This is a genomic window from Lactobacillus acetotolerans DSM 20749 = JCM 3825 (assembly GCF_001436775.1).
GTDB lineage: Bacteria > Bacillota > Bacilli > Lactobacillales > Lactobacillaceae > Lactobacillus > Lactobacillus acetotolerans.
The window spans coordinates 22342-39134 of sequence record NZ_AYZC01000007.1 but is presented as its reverse complement, the minus strand read 5'-3'; the positions used below and the strand labels follow the sequence as shown (position 1 = coordinate 39134).

Below are 16793 nucleotides of genomic sequence, written 5' to 3'. Positions count from 1 at the left end.
AAATTTCAACTCAATATAACAGACCCTAATCTCCTGTTTTCTAATTATTATGAGAAACGATTCTAAATTCTTTGCCAATTAGTTTTTTGAACTTTAATTTATTGTCATTTTTAACATCAAAGCCTAAATTCTTTAAAGCATTTATGTTAACAGTATTTTTGTTATCAGTTACTAAAACCAAGTCAGTAGATTTAGTTGGCCATGAACCAGATAAAAGTTGATAGTTCTGCTTTAAGAAAGAACCTTTTTTTGCTTTTAAAGTAGTTGGAAAAACAGGGGGGCCAACGCCGACAGAGCTCATAGCTTGAGCCTGAGCTGCGGCTTGAGCTTGAGAACTGTTTGGATCAGCTTGTGAGAATTGTACCCGGTTAACTTTCCCGTTTACTTTAGAAAGTAGGTTCAAATTAACCCCGCGTTCATAGGAAATGTTATTAGCATAGTTTGGATTAATCTTTTTAATGTAATTAACATAAGCCTGACTAATATTATTTTTATGGGTATTTTGTTGCTTTTCACTTTGTTTAGCCGTTACATAGCCCTTATTCTTAACGTTTTTATCATCATCATCCTTGTTGTTACTTGAACCGTTCATGTCCGTTGCTGTTTGAGCAATAGAAACAGGGTATTTAGCTAAAGCCTTACTCATAGTTGAATCGATTTGCTTTTGAAAACCATTAGAAAGTGCCAAAACAACAGCTATAGAAATAATCCTAATACTTGAGGCAAAAGCAGTCAAAACTGTCTGCCATTTTTTAGTCATGATGTTAGTAAAACTAAGTTTAATGGCATTCCAGTAAGACATCTTAGTCCGCTTTAACTTAAAGGTGTTTTTCTCATTAGTGGGTTTGTATGGATTGGTGTCACTCAAGATTTTTCCATCTTGGAAACGGACGGTTCTAGTGGCATATTCCTTAGCTAAATCTGGATTGTGGGTAACCATGATGATCAAGCGGTCTTTTGATATGCTCTTGATTAATTTCATGATTTGCTCGGAAGTTTCGGTATCCAATGCACCAGTAGGCTCATCACAAAGCAGAATATCCGGATCATTGGCAATGGCACGGGCAATTGCTACTCGTTGCATTTGTCCACCAGATAATTGATTAGGACGTTTATTGATGTGTTCCTTTAATCCTACCTGTGTTAAGGCTTCGATTGCTTTTTCGTGCCGCTCTTTAGCCGGCATTCCCGATAAATTAATTCCCAATTCAACGTTGGCAATGATGGATAAGTGGGAAATAAGATTATAATTTTGAAAAATAAAGCCAACAGAGTTGTTACGGTAAGCGTCCCAATCTGTTTCTTTAAAATTTTTGGTTGATTTGCCATTGATAACCAGATCACCGGTATCATAACGATCTAGACCGCCGATGACGTTCAATAAGGTTGTCTTACCAGAACCACTGGGACCAAAATAGCAACAAATTCTTGGTCACGAAAAGAGATAGAAACATCGTCTAATGCGTGTGTGACGCTATCTCCAACGTGATAGGATTTACGTAAATGTTTAAGTTGCAGCATACCATTTGTCCCTTCTTTATACTAATTAATTATTAGTAGATAGTGTATCATTTATAAAAAGATGAATCTAGGAGGAGACATTAACGCTAAAAATCTTAAAATGGTCTTTATATTAGATCATTCTGTATTTGGTAGCCCCTATGGCTACTAGAATTGCTTGAATAATGAAGAAGAATAGAATTAAACCCATAAAGATAAAGTGGCGCTTCTTATGCATGACAAAGACACCAGCAAATTCTCGAATAATTGCGTTAGGTAGGAAGTAAAATCTGGTATAACAGCCGATACCATTGGCATTCAGATTTGCCATCTTGGCATAGAGTCCCGCGCGGAAAATATGGTAATTGTTACTGAAGAATTTGGCTTTATATTTTTTACTACCGTAGTTTTTGGTGGCAATTCTTTTAGAAAAAAGCATATTTTCATAAGTATTTTTAGATTTATCTTCCCGTAATATATCATCAGGGGCAATACCGCGTGCGATTGCGTATTCAGTCTTCGTGGCTCAACTAACCATGAAATAAGAAAGGCGATTAAAGAAATTGCCAATACAATAGAGAGGTAAGTAAATTCCCGATTTTGTTGAAATAAATGAAAAAATTGTACCATATTTATCCTCGTTTTAGATATTATAAGATATGTCTATTATAATGGAAGTACTGCTAAAAATCATGGAGAATCAAGGTGCGTATGGAATGAGAAAACTTTTTCATTATTTGGGGAACATTGCGGGAATAATTCTTGCCCTTGCAGCATACAGTGTGCTGCAAACTTTTTATTTCTTTCCCCGTCGAATTCATAAATTGCTGCACCTAAATGTGCAAATTCAATGTGTAATGACGGCTTTAATCACAGTTATTCTTCTAGCGGTTGTCTTTTGGCTATATAAGAGGCAACTACGTGAATTCAATGATTGGGACTTTAATTCTGAACCACATTGGGATTGGCGAAGAATATTGATTGCCGTAGTTGGCATCGTACTAATAACCCTTTTGAGTTATACAATGATGCAATTGGTAAGTGGTGGTAAAACCATTTCTGCTAACCAAAAGGAATTAAACCGCATTTCTTTGCAGAGTGGTAACTTATATAAGATTATGGTCTGCTTTGTTGCACCGTTTTGTGAAGAAACAATTTTTAGAGGGATGTTTTTTAACACCTTCTTTACTCGTAACACCTTCCTTAACAAATGGGTTGGTATTTTAGTGAGTGGTTTTGTTTTTGCTTACATGCACGATCCTCGTCTTACTAAGTTCATTCTGGTTTATTGGGTACTGGGATGCGTCCTTGGATGGGTATACATGACCACCAAAGATTTACGTTATTCGATGATGACGCACATGGCATATAATTTGCTTGGCTTCCTTTAAAAAGTTGTTGCAAAAAATTTTCCGTGTGCTATATTCAAGGTGTCAATTGAATAGGTGATGACGTTCACCAATAATAAATGAGCAAATTCTAATGACGTCTACTATTATCTACATATTTTTGTGTAGAGAAAATAGTAGGCGTCTTATTAGTTTTTGCTCTTTTTTTGCTCAGGAGGTAGAAATATGTCAGTATCCATTGAAAAAGTTATTGCCAGAGAGGTATTTGATTCTCGTGGTAACCCAACTGTAGAGGTTAATGCCTTTCTTTCTGATGGTACCAAATCTAAGTCAGAGGTTCCGTCAGGTGCTTCTACAGGTGAAAAAGAAGCGGTTGAATTGCGTGATGGTGGTTCTTGCTTAGGTGGCAAAGGTGTTCTTAAGGCTGTTAACAATGTTAATACTGAAATTAACGATGCTTTAAAGGGTAAGAGTCCATATAATCAGGGTAAGATCGATAAGATTATGATTGATCTAGATGATACGCCGAATAAAGCACGTTTGGGTGCCAATGCTATCTTAGGTGTTTCAATGGCCGTTGCTCGTGCTGCTGCGATGTCTAAGAAAGAACCACTTTACCGTTACCTTGGCGGTTGCAATTTAGAATTACCACAAACTTATCACAACGTAATTAACGGTGGTGAGCATGCTGATAACGGAATTGATATTCAAGAATTCATGATCACACCAATTAAGAAGACCAGTTTCCGTGATAGTTTTGAAAAAATTGTTAACACTTACCATGCTTTAAAGAGCGTCATTGAAAATGCTTGTTTTACCACTGATTTAGGGGACGAAGGCGGCTTTGCTCCTAATCTTAAGAGTTCAGAAGAAGCCTTAAAGATGTTGCAAAAGGCTATTACCAAAGCCGGTTACAAGCCGGGTGAGGATGTTGCTATTGCCTTTGACGCTGCAGCTAGCAGCTTCTTTAATCCTGACGACAACAAGTATCACTTTGAAGGCCATATTTGGGATGGTAAGCAAATGCTTGATTACTACGATAAGCTTTTGCAAGAATTTCCAGAAATTATTTCTGTTGAGGACCCATTTGCAGAAAATGATTGGTCCAATTTTGAAAAATTTAATGCTCGCTTTGGTAATAAGATTCAAGTTGTTGCTGACGATAATGTATGTACTAATCCTAAATTAGTTAGAAAAGCTATTAAAAATAAGCTTTGTAACTCAATTTTGATTAAGCTTAACCAGATTGGTACTGTTTCTGAGACACTAGAAACCATTAGTTTGGCTAAGAAGAACAATATGACTACATTCGTTTCTCACCGTTCAGGTGAAACTGGCGATACTTTCTTAGCTGACTTTACTGTTGCTACTTGTGCTGGTCAATTAAAGTCTGGTGCTCCGGCAAGAAGTGAGCGGGTTGAAAAGTACAACCGTCTGCTTGAAATTAAGGAAGAGATTGGTCCAGATGTTGAACATTTAGCTCATTATCCCAACAACGTCGATCTTGATTAATAAGTGATGAATAAAAAACATTAAAAAATTTTCTCGAATACAAAAACGCCCTAAAATACCTAGCTTTTAGGGCGTTTTTCTTATGTTTTCCAAGGAATATAAGAAATTTTCTTTGATTTAATTCTGTTTCTACTAATTAGAGTAAATTTAGCTTCTGAACAATCTTTTTCGATTCTATCATTTAATTTTAAACTTCGAGGTACAAAAGTGTTGCTTATGCTGTTTCTATTTTGATTTTCAGGAGTTAATTCAATGCTATATGATTGATTATTAGGATATTTAAAAATTATAAAATAAATATTATCTCTTTTTAATCTTTTATTTTTGGATTTTGAATTAATAGTTGTGTAAACCTTACAGTTTTGAATATGCATAAATTGATATAAAAATAAAACACCAATAATTTTGTCTTTATTTTTGCTAAACCAGCCTTGATCGGCTTTCTTTATTTTTTCGAGTGTCCAATCATTTTTTAAACCCTCAAATACAGCTTGTGAATAGTAACTGGGTAATCCAACATGATGGTTATGTGATAATCCTAATAAATGAGGAATATTATTATTCATAATTTTTATTTTTATAATATTAAAATTTTTTATATTAGTTTTATATTTATACACATACTGAGAAGTGTATTTTTCAAGAGAGTTAGCTAATTCTTTAAAATTAACAGTATTTGGGTCTATATTACCGTCAAATTCTTGTAACCATTTTTCATCATATAACAATATCATCTTCTCCAAAAGAATTAGTAATAAAAAAAGAGGCCGCAGCCTCTCTTCCGCGAATTGGTTTCACCCATCGCTAGATAATGCCCTATCTAACCTCAAGGGATGGTAGTCCTGAAATTATTTTACTTTTATTTTAAAAGCCCTCAGGCGGGTACAAGCCATATCCACTAGCCCGTAATTATAGAAAATTTATCTTCTATATACATAATACAGAACTCAAAATATTAATTCAACTAAATTAAATTAATATTTAAAGTTAATTCGCTTTTTTAATATAATGATTCAAAATGAATGGCGAAAGTACCGTTGTAATAATGATTACCAGAATTAAACTGGAATAAATATCTTCGGGAAATAAGTGGTGTGTGATGCCAATTTGAGCAACAATCAACGCAACCTCACCACGTGAAACCATCCCTGAACCAACAATATTCGCTTCATTTTTACTAAAACCAAACATTTCACTAGAATATTTTCCAGCCCAGAATTTTGATACCACAGCTAGTACGGTCATCACAAGAATGAACCAAATATCTTTAAAGAAGCTATCAAAGGTCATTGATAAACCGATATCTGCAAAAAAGACGGGAATAAAGACAGAGTAACCAATTGCGCTAATAGAGGAATTAACTTCCTTATACTGTGGGGTCTGTCTGATTGCTAAGCCACCGAAGAAGGCACCAACTACTGCAGACAGACCAACAAAATCAGCAGCCCAGGCCATCGTTAAAGCTAAGATGAGGGATGCAATTACTACAGAATAGTTAACGTCTAATTTCTCCGCAATTTTCATGAAATATGGGGCAATAAATTTATAAATTATCCAGACTACAACAAAATATGCTGCCTCGATTAATAAATTGATGAAGAAATTATTAGTTATACCACTTTTACCGCCTTCGTGGCTGAAGGTAGTAAATAAACTGAGCACAATCACTGCTAATATATCGTCAACTACAGCCGCTCCTAAAATTGCTGTACCAGCACGAGTCTGCAGTTGATGAGCCTCTTTTAAAACTACGACCGAAATTGATACACTGGTTGCCGCGAAAACAATACCAATGAAAATGGCTTCTAATGGCTTCATACCAAAGGCATAACTGGCTAGTCCCATAAATACTACGGGCAATATTACCCCGATACCGGCTACTGTGAAGCTTAACTTAAAGTACTTTTTGAGTAGATCAAGATCACTTTCAAGCCCAGCTAAAAACATTAATAGGATTACCCCAAATTGAGAGAAGAGGCTGATAATGTCATTTGGTTTTACCCAATTTAAAAGTGCAGGCCCCAAAACTATTCCAGATAAGAGTTCCCCAACTACTGCTGGCATATTAAAACGGGCAAATAATTGCCCTAATAGTACTGTCGTTAATAGAATTAAAATTAATTCTCCTAAAAAGTACATCTTTTCCCCTTTCTTAAGGCAAAATAAAAAGCCCTCAAGTTCTTGCTCCTTGACCCAAAGAAGCTAATCTTGAAAGCTTTTATTTTTTAATAAAAACCCAACCGCTAAATAAGTATTTATTTAGTTTTAAGTTTAAGTGATTTTTTAATTAGTTGCAACTTCACCAGTTTGTTTAGGATTCTTAGGCTTAGTCTTTGCAAGCAAAGCTAAACTGATTGAGAGTAAATCGATACACTCTTGTAAGATAGCTCCCCAAATAGCTGGGATAATACCTGTGAAGGCGATTAATTCAACGAAGACGATAATAGTAATAGCAGTTAAAACATCAACGTTGGCTACCTTCATTGTGTGCTTAGAAATAGCAACCGCATCGTTAATTTTAGATAAATCGTCAACCATGATAACTGCATCAGCACTCTCACTAGCAGCTGATGCACCTTTAGCACCCATGGCAATACCAACATCGGCAGCAGTTAAACTTGGGGCATCGTTAATACCATCACCAGTCATAACGACAGGACGGTTTTCTTTCTTGACGTCTCTAATTGCTTTGATTTTTTCATCAGGCAGAAGCTGGTAACGAATGTCATCAACTCCAGCTGCTTTACCAATTTTATCAGCAGCGTCTTTGTGGTCACCGGTAAGCATCATAATGTGTTTAGCACCCTGACGACGCAAACGGGCTAATGTACTTGGAGTTTCAGGACGAATTTGATCTTTAAAGGTAATGTAACCAGCATATTTACCATCAATTGAAATGGTAATAGTTGTAGAACCGAAGTTAAATTTCTCCTTATTATTAGGATCGGTAAACTCTGTTCTACCAACTTTAATAACGTGATTGGCTACCGTGCCTTCTACACCTTGACCGGTGGTTTCTTTAATTCCATGAGCTGGCTGGATCAACTTCTTATCGGTAACTTTAACAAGGGAACTTGCGATGATGTGGGTTGATTGCTGTTCAACACTAGCAGCCAAACTTTGCAGTTCTTCTTTTGAAATATCCTTTGAAGCAGGTACAATTTGATCGATTACCAACTGGTTCTTAGTTAAAGTACCGGTTTTATCAAAAGCAAATGTTTTAGCGTCAGCTAATTTTTCAATGGTTGGACCAGATTTAACAATAATATGGCTGTTTGACATTGAACTCATGCCAGAGATTAAGGCAACTGGTGCGGCAATTAAAAGTGGACATGGGGAGGCAACAACCATAACTTCCGCGAATCTTGTTGGGTCTTTTGAGAAGATCCAAGCAGCTACACCAATAACTAATGAAATGACAGTAAATGGTACGGCATAACGGTCAGCCATTTTGACAAACTTAGCGGGCTTAGATTGTGAAGACTTAACTAGGGCAACGATAGACTGGTACTCTGAGTCCTTGGCAGCCTTAGTTGCTTCCATTTCTACGGCTGCATCACCGTTAATGGAACCAGACATTAAGTCGTCTCCCGGTTTCTTAGAAACTGGTACAGATTCACCGGTTAATGAAGATTGGTCAAACCTAGAAATTCCTTTAACAATTCTACCGTCAACTGGGACTTGTTGACTTGGCTTCACGATAACGTGATCGCCAACTTTTAAGTCTTCAGCTTTTACTTTAACAATTCCACCGTTTTCCATCTTATTGGCAAAGGTTGGTGAATTATCCAAAAGTGAACGTAATTCCTTGTCAGCTTGTCCGGTTGCGTAGTCTTCAAGTGTTTGACCACCTGTTGCCATAACCATGATCATCCATGAAGCCCATTCGTCTCCAATTAACATGGTTGATACGATAGCGATAACTGCTAGGATATCAACCCCATAACGGCCGTTTTTCCAATCTTGGATAATTTCGGTCATTAAGGCAATCACCATTATGACCCCAATAATATCGATTAGGATACTTTGAATTGGGAAATCGAGACTACCAATATTAAAAAGATTTGGCGCATGGAATACAAATTGGCAGATAAGACCAATTAATCCAACGAGCAGAACGACAATAAATTTCCACTGACGTTTTAATGTCATTGTTTCTTGCCTCCATAAAAAAACGTAAGTATATTCAACATTTTAACACTTATAGCAAGAATGTAAATTAGAATTACTCTAAATTAGATTAATTGGTCAATAATTTTACTTATTTTTCATTTACTACTTCTTTTTCCTTTGGTGTGACGGTGTAATGACTGTCAAATGTGTGTACCACGTAGTTAAAAGCTTTGATCCATTCACGTCGTGTGAGTAGTCCTTGAAAAACGTCTTGGTCATCAACAACCGGTAAAAAGGCATTATCAATTAAAAGATGCAGTTGTGTTTCTAACGTTGTCTGAACAAAGTTGATCTTGCTGAACTTGGTTTGCATGACATCGCGCACCTTTAACTTATCTAAGGGTTCGATACTGATTTTATCTGTTTTAAGCATTTTATCGGTAATCATGGCTAGACTTATTAGACCAACAACCCGGCTTTTCTTATCGAGTACCGGAATTTTAGAATATTTGACTCTAGTTAAAATTAAAAAGGCATGGTAGAGAGGATTATCATCTTCTACAAATGCGATTCGACTTGCCGGGATTAAAAATGAACCGGACTTTTCTTCAATTAAATGTTTGATTGAGGGCGAAAACATGTAAGCGCTCCTTTCTTCCTATAATATAGTATACAGGAAAAAGGTGAGGAAAAAGAAAAGACCCGCAAAAAATGCGAGTCCATTAGTTTCATCTACTTTGGAGGAGTAAGAATGAATGAAATAAAAAAGTGGGAGTATTGTAGCAAGTTCTTTCGCCTCACTACAATTTATATAATATAGGGTAAATGTGAATTAATAATGTTTAAATTCTTACAAATTGGTAAAGAAAACATTTAGAACTTTTAAAGAATAAGAAAAACTCACGTAACACACGTGAGTCGAAAGGGATAGATATGAAATTGGTTATAAAGCCAAAATTTTTTATTTTCATTATTTACTTGGAGGAGTATGAATGAAAAACAAAAAAGTTGAGTGTAATAAACAAGTACTTTTAAGCTCTTACTCGTTACAAACATAGTATAACTTCCAATTGTGAAAAAAGTGTGACGAAATTAAGATTTATCGAAAATAATTGAAATAATACCTATTCTATTAAGGTAATTAACTTAAATAACGCTTTCATTAAATTAAAAATGTAAATTTTTGGCTTTTTACCCATCGTTATTTGGTTACTAACTTTTACTAATCGCTATAATAGTAACTGATCATTAGAAAAGGGTAGTTTAATTTGAAAAAGTTAGGCAAAATTTTGTTGCACTTATTGCCAATCTTTCTTCTTATAGTAGGAATAGGAGTGATATCTTATTTTGGTCATCAATGGTGGCAAGAAAGTGAGTTGCAAAGAGAAAGGCCTAAGGTTGTGAAGGCTAAGGATGGAACTAATATTAATGCTAGCTGGCATACTTTTTCAGCCTACCAAAAAGGATTACGAGATAAATATTCCTTCATTAATAAGACTTCAGTTTATGTTCCGCCAAGAACGTGGGATGGGAAAGATTTCATTATTCCTGGTCTTGTTTCAACTAAAAGTTATAACTTTGCAAATAAAAAGTATGATATTTCTGACAGCATGACGCCACAAGGTTTAGCGGTAGTGAACAAGTATATATTGATTACCGCGTATGATGGTGAACACAAACACGCGTCCGTAATATACGTCTTGAATAAGAAGACTGGCAAATACCTTAAGACAATTCAAGTTAAGGGCCGGTCGCATTTAGGTGGAATTGCTTATGATCCAGTTGCCAAAAATATTTGGGTGACGGAATCCATCGGTGATGATCCGGCTTTGATGTCTTTTTCATTAAAAGATTTAAAAAAGTATAATCCTAAAAAGCACCTTCCAATTGAATATGACCACAAAATTGTAATTCCTACCATCGAAAATGCCTCGACTGTAACTTATTATGACAACCAATTGTTTGTCGGCTTTTTTAATATGTATGATCGCGGCAAGGTTGCTAGTTACAGAATCACTCGTGGCGGCAAGCATAATGGCTCAATTACGAATAATGAAATTAAATCCGTGACTGGTTCTGTCAGGTGGACAAATGCTGATGGTGAAGCGTCTATGGACAAACAAATTCAAGGAATTGCAATTTATCAAGATAAGATTTTTTTGAGCCAATCATATGGAAGCAATGACTCTAAACTTTATGTTTTTCCTACTAGTGCCTTAAATTCTTTAGATGAAAAGAATGCAGAAAAAATCATCGATATGCCGCCGTACTTGGAACAAATCACGGCCTATAAAGGACAGCTTCTATGTCTTTTTGAATCTGGAGCGAAATTGTATGCTAAACCGCAGATTGTTATAATGGATAGAATTTTATCATTGAATATTAATGCCTTATTTGGTGTTTAAAAGGAGTAAAAAATGGGAAAGCAGAATTATCGAAAGAAGATAACGTTTTGGTTGCGTTTCTCCGGCTGGCTGTGTTTATTACCTGCTTCAGTTTATTTATATCTTTACCAGGTAATTAGCTCGTCGAGTTATTCAAGCCTTTATTTAGTTGAATTAATCATCGTAATTTTATTTGCGGTGTACCTGCTGACAACAGCCAAAAATCCCCGCTGGACAAAGACTAAAAATATGATGGGGTTGATGATTTTTGCATTAATTTTTGTATCATTAGGTATTTTTATTCCACTTTGCTTTGCGTACGGTGATTGCCGCAAGTTAAACAAATAAAAAACTTATTTTGGTAAAATGTTTAAATTTGGTAAAATATCAATTAGGGTTTCTCTAGTTACTGCAAACTGTAGTACTATAGTGCCATAGTAAATTTATGTTATTCGAGGGAGATTATGGAGAAAAAGCAAAAAGTTGATTCTAAAGGCAAACGCATTGGAATGTTTGTCTTGAAGACAATTATTTACTTTGCTATTCTGATGGCTCTAATCTATTTGTATGAATACAGTGGCCTTACTTCGGTTCACTTTATTTATAACGAATTTTAAGGTAGGTGCTATCAGATGATCAAAGATGTAATTAAAAAAATTGACGAGGTTGCCGCAAATGATCCTAACAGAATCGTTTATGACTATCTCGGTAAAACTAACACTTATGATGACCTTAAAAAGCGTTCGGATGTGTGGGCACATAAAATCGAAAGTTTAGATATTCCAGCAAAAAGTCCAATTATGGTCTGGGGTGGCCAAACCTTCGAAATGATTGCCAGCTTCTTAGGATGTGTGAAATCAGGGCACGCTTATATTCCAATTGCTAGTTATTCTAACGCTGAGCGTTTAACCATGATTCAAGAGGTATCTGAGTCTAAAATTGTTCTCGCAATTGATAAATTGCCGGACGTTGATTTATCGGGGATTCAAGTTGTTAAACCAGATGATGTTAAAGATGGTAGCTACCAAATTGATCAAAACAAATTTGTAGAAGGCGACGATAACTTTTATATCATCTTTACTTCAGGTACTAGTGGAAAGCCAAAGGGAGTCCAAATTAGTCATGCTAACTTACTCAGCTTCGTTAACTGGGAATTATCTGACTTTAATTTGCCACAACATCCGAGCTTTTTAGTCCAAGCACCGTATTCGTTTGATTTATCAGTTATGAGTCTTTACCCGGCATTAACTGCTGCAGGTAAGTTGGTTGTTTTGCCCCATGATGTTACGCAAAACTTCGTGCAACTGTTTCAAACGATGCCAAAACTGCAATTCAACGTTTGGGTTTCAACCCCATCGTTCGCACAGATGTGTTTCTTAGATAAAACGTTTGATGCCAAGCACCACCCAAACTTAACGCACATGCTATTTTGTGGGGAAGAATTGCCCCATGATGAAGTTGCAACGCTAAAGAAGAAGTTCCCTGACGCACATATTTTTAATACCTATGGTCCAACTGAAACAACAGTTGCCGTAACTCAGGTTGAGATTACTGACGATATCCTTAAGAAGTATGATCGTTTACCAATTGGCCGTCCTAAAAAAGACACCAAGATTACGATCGATAAATCTAAGGGTGATAAAGCGGATGATGGTGAAATCATCATTGAAGGGCCTAGCGTTTCGAAGGGTTATATGAATAACCCAGAGAAGACTCAAAATGCATTCTTTAAACAAGATGGTGATAAATATCAAAGCCACCGTTCAGGGGATGAGGGCTTCTTCGATGGCGACATGCTTTTCTATCGTGGTAGAATCGACTTTCAAATCAAATTCAATGGTTATCGAATTGAACTTGAAGAGATTAACCATTATTTAGACCAAAACGAACTTGTTCGTTACGGTGTTGCTGCACCTAAATACAATAAAGACCATACTGTTAAACAAATTGTTGCTGAAATTGAATTAAAAGATGGTATTAAGCGTAAGTACTCTGAGACTGTCTTAACTAAAAAGATTCGTGACGATCTGGCTAAGAATGTGATGCCTTATATGATTCCACAACGTTTTGTCTACCGTGAAAAATTACCGATTTCACAAAACGGGAAAGTGGATATTAAAAGTGTTATTGAGGAGGTTAATAAGTAGTGAATTTTAATTTCATTAACTTACAGTCTTACTCTAACCCACAGTACTTCATCTATTTGATGATCGCTTTAATACCGATGATGATCGGGCTTTATCATGGCCACCGTTTCAAGACCTATGAAGCCATCTTCTCACTGGTTTTCCTGTTCTTAATCTTTGATGGGGTCAAATGGCATCAAGGTGTAAATTTAATAATCTATTTGATTATTGAATTTGCAATTACCTTCTGCTATTTGCACTATCGTAAAGTTGGGAAAAATAAGACTTGGGTCTTTTGTTTGGCCGTAATTTTAGCAATCATACCGTTAGCGCTGGTTAAGATTCAAACAGCGTTTCCGCAAACACAAGTGCATGGGCTTCTCGGTTTCTTAGGTATTTCTTATATTACCTTTAAGACTGTACAAGTAATTATGGAAGTTCGGGATGGCGCAATTAAAAAAGTTGATCCTGGTACTTACCTAAGATTTCTGTTGTTCTTCCCAACTATTTCATCAGGTCCTATTGACCGTTACCGGAGATTTAAGAAAGACTTTGATAACGCACCTACTCGTGATCAATATATAACTGATATGAGATACGCAGTACGTTACCTATTCCAAGGTTTCTTATATAAGTTTATCTTGGGCTGGTTCTTCGGAACTTATTGGTTGCCGAAAATCAGTAAGGCAGCTTTAGCTGTTGGTAATGCCAATGGTGGTCTTAAGCTATCATGGTGGTTGCTAGCATATATGTACTGTTACAGTATGTACCTGTTCTTTGACTTTGCTGGGTACTCATTATTTGCGGTATCAATTTCATACTTCATGGGTATCCATACACCAATGAACTTTAATATGCCATTTATTTCTAAGAACATTAAAGAGTTCTGGAATCGTTGGCACAAGACTTTGTCATTTTGGTTCCGTGATTACATCTACATGCGGTTTACTTTCTTTGCTATGAAGAATAAGTTAATCAAAAACCGAATTAGATTATCACAAGTTTCTTACTTGCTTTTATTCGGAATCATGGGCTTTTGGCACGGTCTAACCTGGTATTACATTGTTTATGGTTTATTCCATGCGATAGCAATTATTATTAACGATTACTGGTTGAGATTTAAGAAGAAGCACAGAAAACAAGTTCCATCGAATATATTTACGAAATGCTTAGCCATTTTCATAACTTTCAATGTAGTTTGTTTAAGTTTCCTTATTTTCTCAGGCTTCCTTAGTCAATTATGGTTCGGCTGGAAGTAAAGTATAATCGGCATAGAAAATTAGTTTTAGTTGAAAGGTTTTAATTATGGATACTAAAAAAGAAGTTTTAAGTATTTTAAAAGATTTAACTAGTGAAGATTTATCAGACAAGATGGACGAAAACATTTTTGCCAACGGTTTAATGGATTCAATGGCAAGTGTTCAAATGCTTTTAAACTTGCAAGATAAATTCAATATTGATGTTCCAGTTTCAGAATTCGATCGTAAAGAATGGGATACTCCAAATAAGATTGTTGCAAAGGTGGATAGCTTAAGAAATGAGTAATAAACGCCGACTGTGGCAGATTTTTGGCCCGGTTCTATGCGCTTTTATCTTATTGCTAGTTGTCTTCTTGCTTCCATGGGAGAGAACCTTTTCTAAGGAATCACTTTATGAGGCTGCTGCTTCACAAACTACAACCGTATTTAAGGGCTCAAAGATGAAGCAAGAGGCTTATGACGATGGTTATGTACCTTTCTACGGTTCAAGTGAATTATCACGAATGGACCCGCTTCACCCAAGTGTGCTTGCTGAAAAGTATCATAGAAGCTATCGTCCATTCCTATTAGGTGGACCAGGTAGTCAATCTCTGGCCCAATATTTAGGGATGCAAGGAACAGCTAAACAACTTAAAGATAAAAAAGCTGTAGTGATCATTTCACCACAATGGTTTACTAAAAAGGGTCAAGATCCTAATGCCTTTACTATGTATTATTCACCACTTCAAGCATGTAATTTCTTGTTAAGTGCTAAGAATAACAAAACTGATCGTTATGCAGCTGAACGTTTTCTCGAAATGCCCGAAGTTAAGGGTGAAATCAAGTCAGGTATGAGATCAGTAGCTAAAGGAGAAAAGTTAACCAGTACGCAGAAATTTATTTTAGAAAATCGTCGGAGAATGTTAAACAACGAGGATAAATTCTTTAGTACATTCCAACTGCGTAACCGTGTTGAAAAGATTCATAAGAAGACAAAGTTATTACCTAATACTTACTCAGTTGCAGCACTAGATAAAGTCGCTGATCAACAAGCAGCAGAACATACCAATTCGAATGATTTTGGAATCGATAATAATTTCTTTAGACTTCGTTTGCCTAAGAAGACTTTGAAGAGATTAAAGGGTAGCCAACGTAACTTTGACTACACCAAATCAGTTGAGTATAGTGACTTTCAATTGATGCTAGAACAATTTGCGAAGCAGCATACTAATGTTTTGTTCATTATCCCAGCAATCAATGAGAAGTGGTCTGATTACACCGGTTTATCACAACCTATGTACCAAAGATCTGTTTCTAAGATTAAGTACCAGCTGACTAGTCAAGGCTTTGATAATATCACTGACCTATCTAGACAAGGTAATAGAAAGTACTTCATGGAAGACACCATCCACTTAGGTTGGCGTGGTTGGGTAGCAGTTGACCGAGCCGTTAAACCGTTCATGAAGAAAGCTAACAAACCATATAATTACAGCATGCATAATTATTTCTATTCTAAGAAATGGCAAATAAAACCGTATGCATCACCTACAGGCGTAACTGACCAAAACAAAACTAATAAAAAAGATAAGTTTAAAAGCAAAGTAGTGCGCCAGGCTGTTAATGGTTTGGGTATTAAGGGCTCAGTTTTAGTCATTAATAATGGTAAAACTTTGCTCGATTATGCTACAGACAATACAACTGACACTAGTTATTTGATTAATTCTGTTCAAAAATCAATGACTGCAGCCATGGTTATGCGGGAGATTCAAGACGGTAAGTTGAGTATGGATGATCGGCTTGCAAAATTTTATCCGACAGTTCCGGGAGCTAAAAAGGTCAAGATTAAGGATTTACTTAAAATGACCTCTGGACTTTCACTTGAACCAGGAAAGAAGCTGGGTACTAAACACTTTGTTTCTGATGAGGATAATATTAAACACGATATAAAAAAGACCGTCTTTGATAGCGACATGGTAGGTAAATGGAATTATAGTTCCTTAAACTACGTTTATTTATGTGGCATTATCTCTCAACTTGAGAATAAGTCCTATGAACAATTGTTTAAATCAACTTTTGTTAAACCGTTAAAGCTTAAACATACTGCGTTCTTATGGTCTAGTCCAGGTAAGTTAGTTGCAAGTGGGTTAGTTCCTGGTCATGATTTTAAGCATGGCAGGTATACTACCGTTAAGTATCGTTCATCGGTGCGTGAAGCTCATAATGAACTTGGCGCCGGTTCAGTTGTAATGTCTAACCACGATTTAGCTAAAGTATTGCAATATATTTTAGCGGGAAGTCTGCTGACAAAGGAGAGCCGAAAGATTCTCTATAAAGCTGGGCCACCATCATATTATAATGGTGGGCTTTACAACAAGGCCAGATATAAGACGGCTAATGGTGCTGGTCAAGGTTACTTTACCTTTATGCGTAGTACTAAAGATGCTCGAGATATGATTATTATTCAAAATAACCATTCGGATGGTAAGAAATTTATACCAACGAAGGTCAAGATTGATAAGATTATGTCTAAACTTATAAGCATGAAATAATATAAAAGAATAGGATAGAAGT

At 36.0% G+C, this 16793-nt stretch carries 13 protein-coding genes, 2 pseudogenes, 1 riboswitch and 1 other annotated feature; of the genes and pseudogenes, 9 read left to right on the top strand and 6 right to left on the bottom strand.

The window, feature by feature from the left end:
- Window positions 1-43 precede the first annotated feature (43 nt).
- Window positions 44-1521 (bottom strand): annotated as a pseudogene (locus FC77_RS02140) (ABC transporter ATP-binding protein); the annotation flags it as partial.
- A gap of 112 nt (window positions 1522-1633) precedes the next feature.
- A pseudogene (locus FC77_RS02135) lies at window positions 1634-2014 on the bottom strand (YdcF family protein); the annotation flags it as partial.
- 202 nt (window positions 2015-2216) lie between these two features.
- On the opposite strand from FC77_RS02135, the gene FC77_RS02130 reads away from it, so the two are divergent.
- Window positions 2217-2891, top strand: coding sequence for a type II CAAX endopeptidase family protein (locus tag FC77_RS02130; RefSeq protein WP_056969948.1), 675 nt, complete (start codon window positions 2217-2219; stop codon window positions 2889-2891).
- A gap of 44 nt (window positions 2892-2935) precedes the next feature.
- Window positions 2936-2999: riboswitch (Fluoride riboswitch) on the top strand.
- Between the two features lie 75 nt (window positions 3000-3074).
- Window positions 3075-4361 carry a phosphopyruvate hydratase gene (eno, locus tag FC77_RS02125; protein ID WP_056969940.1) on the top strand — a complete coding sequence of 429 codons (1287 nt, stop codon included), beginning with the start codon at window positions 3075-3077 and terminating at the stop codon, window positions 4359-4361.
- Between the two features lie 80 nt (window positions 4362-4441).
- On the opposite strand, the gene FC77_RS02120 is transcribed toward eno, so the two are convergent.
- The 4 genes from FC77_RS02120 to cbpB all read right to left on the bottom strand — a co-directional run bounded on the left by FC77_RS02120 (window position 4442) and on the right by cbpB (window position 9114).
- The gene (locus FC77_RS02120) at window positions 4442-5089 is read right to left on the bottom strand and encodes a PBECR4 domain-containing protein (protein ID WP_056969939.1); all 648 of its coding nucleotides are present in this window, start codon (window positions 5087-5089) and stop codon (window positions 4442-4444) included.
- A gap of 259 nt (window positions 5090-5348) precedes the next feature.
- Window positions 5349-6500: a cation:proton antiporter gene (locus tag FC77_RS02115; RefSeq protein WP_056969938.1), complete on the bottom strand. Its 1152-nt coding sequence runs from the start codon at window positions 6498-6500 to the stop codon at window positions 5349-5351.
- A gap of 44 nt (window positions 6501-6544) precedes the next feature.
- Window positions 6545-6603 (bottom strand) — a sequence feature (sodium ion sensor (DUF1646 type); this cis-regulatory element may regulate processes involved in with the transportation of sodium ions).
- A 41-nt stretch (window positions 6604-6644) separates the two neighbouring features.
- On the bottom strand, window positions 6645-8513 hold the full coding sequence (locus tag FC77_RS02110) for a heavy metal translocating P-type ATPase (RefSeq protein ID WP_056969937.1): 1869 nt from the start codon (window positions 8511-8513) through the stop codon (window positions 6645-6647).
- Window positions 8514-8622: 109 nt separating this feature from the next.
- A complete protein-coding gene (gene cbpB, locus FC77_RS02105; protein WP_054681436.1) occupies window positions 8623-9114 on the bottom strand; it encodes a cyclic-di-AMP-binding protein CbpB in 492 nt (163 codons plus the stop codon).
- 628 nt (window positions 9115-9742) lie between these two features.
- On the opposite strand from cbpB, the gene FC77_RS02100 reads away from it, so the two are divergent.
- The 7 genes from FC77_RS02100 (at window position 9743) to dltD (ending at window position 16771) form a co-directional block, all read left to right on the top strand.
- Window positions 9743-10879 (top strand): YncE family protein, encoded by a 1137-nt coding sequence (locus tag FC77_RS02100; protein ID WP_056969936.1) that lies wholly within the window; start codon window positions 9743-9745, stop codon window positions 10877-10879.
- 12 nt (window positions 10880-10891) lie between these two features.
- A complete protein-coding gene (locus FC77_RS02095) occupies window positions 10892-11206 on the top strand; it encodes a hypothetical protein (RefSeq protein WP_054681434.1) in 315 nt (104 codons plus the stop codon).
- Between the two features lie 116 nt (window positions 11207-11322).
- Complete coding sequence (locus FC77_RS02090) at window positions 11323-11475, top strand: teichoic acid D-Ala incorporation-associated protein DltX (protein WP_054681432.1); 153 nt, start codon at window positions 11323-11325, stop codon at window positions 11473-11475.
- A 15-nt stretch (window positions 11476-11490) separates the two neighbouring features.
- Complete coding sequence (gene dltA, locus FC77_RS02085) at window positions 11491-13005, top strand: D-alanine--poly(phosphoribitol) ligase subunit DltA (RefSeq protein WP_056969935.1); 1515 nt, start codon at window positions 11491-11493, stop codon at window positions 13003-13005.
- Window positions 13005-14243 (top strand): D-alanyl-lipoteichoic acid biosynthesis protein DltB, encoded by a 1239-nt coding sequence (gene dltB, locus FC77_RS02080; protein WP_056969934.1) that lies wholly within the window; start codon window positions 13005-13007, stop codon window positions 14241-14243. The genes dltA and dltB overlap by 1 nt, the downstream gene beginning before the upstream one ends.
- A 46-nt stretch (window positions 14244-14289) precedes the next feature.
- The gene (gene dltC / locus FC77_RS02075; RefSeq protein WP_056969933.1) at window positions 14290-14529 is read left to right on the top strand and encodes a D-alanine--poly(phosphoribitol) ligase subunit DltC; all 240 of its coding nucleotides are present in this window, start codon (window positions 14290-14292) and stop codon (window positions 14527-14529) included.
- A complete protein-coding gene (gene dltD, locus FC77_RS08345) occupies window positions 14522-16771 on the top strand; it encodes a D-alanyl-lipoteichoic acid biosynthesis protein DltD (RefSeq protein ID WP_082621105.1) in 2250 nt (749 codons plus the stop codon). The genes dltC and dltD overlap by 8 nt, the downstream gene beginning before the upstream one ends.
- Window positions 16772-16793 lie beyond the last annotated feature (22 nt).